Here is a 1860-nt window from a genome sequence, read left to right as displayed (position 1 = left end):
CGGCACGATCCGCAGGCCCGCGCTCCCGAACTGCCACCGCGACCCCGGCGCCAGGGCATCTGGAGCCGGCTGGACTGCGTGGCCTACGCGGGCGGCGGCACCCTGATCGCCGCGCTGTTCTTCATGCCGGTGTTCCCCAGCTTCGTGCTGATCGACTGGATCGACGCGCGCTGGCTGGACCTGATGGGCGCGCGCGTGCCCTGGCCCCAAGCCTTCCTGAGCTATCTGCTGCTGGCCTTGCCCGCCAGCGCCTTGCTGCTGATGCTGACGGTGCTGGTGTCCGCGCTGCTGCGCTGGACGCTGCTGCCCCGCTTGGCCAGCGGCCGCTGGCCCGTGTATGGACAGATCTATCTGCGGCGCTGGCTGACCAACCAGATCCAGGAGTCAAGCCTTAGCGTGCTGCACGGTCTGTACGCATCGATCTATGCCGGAAACTGGTACCGCCTGCTGGGCGCCAAGGTCGGGCGCGGCACGGAAATCTCCACCGCCATGGGCGTGGTGCCCGATATGCTGACCCTGGGCCGCGACAGCTTCATCGCCGACGGCGTCATGCTGGGCGACGAGGAAATCGACGGCGGCTGGATGACCATGAGACCCACGGTCATCGGCAACCGCAGTTTCGTCGGCAATGGCGCCTACGTGCCGGACGGCTCGGTGCTGCCCGACGACGTGTTGATCGGCGTGCAGAGCCGGGCGCCGGCCAACGCCCGCATGGCCAGCGGCCAGACCTGGCTGGGCAACCCGCCGTTGGCGCTGCCCGCGCGCGAGCAGACCGCGGGCTTCCCGGCGCACCTGACTTTCCATCCCAGCCTGGGCCGCAAGATCCTGCGAGGCAGCGTCGAGGGCATGCGGATGATCCTGCCGCTGGCCGTGGTGATCGCGGTGGGCTACCTGACCGTGATGAAGGTCATTCCCATGGCTGCGCGCGAAGGGTTCGTCTCCGCCTTCGACGAACTGATGCTGGCCGGCGTGCTGTACGGCGTCGGCGCCTTCCTGTTCCTGGTGGCGTTGAAATGGACGCTGATCGGCCGCTACCGGCCGCGCGCCGAGCCGATGTGGACACCCTTCGTCTGGAAGAGCGAAGCGGTCACCAGCCTGTATGAATCCATCGCGGTGCCGAATTTCTTCAACTTCCTGCGGGCGACGCCCTGGCTGCCGCTGGCCTTGCGTTGCATGGGCGCCCGCATCGGCAAGCGCGTCTTCATGGATACAACCGACATCACCGAGTACGACTGCGTGTCGATTGGAGATGACGCGGTGCTGCACGCCTGGTCCGGTCCGCAGACCCATCTGTTCGAAGACCGGGTGATGAAGATCGGCCTGGTCCGCATCGGCGGCGCTGTCAATGTGGGGCCGCGCAGCACCATCCTGTACGACACCCGGGTCGAAGCCGGCGCGCGTCTCGGTCCGCTGACGCTGGTGCTCAAGGGCGAGTCCATTCCAGCGGGCCAGGCCTGGATCGGCAGCCCGGCCACGCCTTGGACGCAGCGGTGACCGCGGCGCTGAGACTGACCGGGGAGGGCGCGCTGGTCGAGATGTGGCTGTTACACCTGGCTGCGCCCCGGCAGGCGCAGCGGCAGGCCGCCAGGGATTGGCTGGCCGCGGAGCTGGCGCGGCGTGAGCCGGCCATGCCGCCGCACTGGATCGAAACCTCCAAGGGGCCGCACATGCCGCCGGGCGCGCGCTGGAACAGCTCGTTTTCCTATTGCGGCCCCTATATTCTTTGCGGCCTGTCCACGCAGGGTATGCCGGGCGTGGACCTGACCGGCGCGCAGGCCTGGCCGGGCGACGCCGACGTGCTGGCTCTCTACTGCGGCCCGCAGGCGGCCGCCGAACTGGCTGCCAGTCCGCCTGGCGGCC

1 protein-coding gene and 1 pseudogene are annotated in these 1860 nt (G+C 68.9%); both read left to right on the top strand.

Translation table 11 applies throughout. The features are described 5' to 3' along the window. Positions 1 to 1494: Pls/PosA family non-ribosomal peptide synthetase (locus tag VIR09_RS22915; RefSeq protein WP_332014935.1), on the top strand; the 1494-nt coding region annotated here is incomplete at its 5' end. Next, positions 1479 to 1860 (top strand): annotated as a pseudogene (locus tag VIR09_RS22910) (hypothetical protein); the annotation flags it as partial. The gene VIR09_RS22915 and the pseudogene VIR09_RS22910, both read left to right, overlap by 16 nt.

Origin of the sequence: Achromobacter sp., from assembly GCF_036567245.1 — a bacterium.
In the GTDB taxonomy this organism is placed as follows: domain Bacteria; phylum Pseudomonadota; class Gammaproteobacteria; order Burkholderiales; family Burkholderiaceae_B; genus Achromobacter.
Note: the sequence above shows the minus strand (reverse complement) of the source record. Positions and strands in the feature narration are given on the sequence as shown.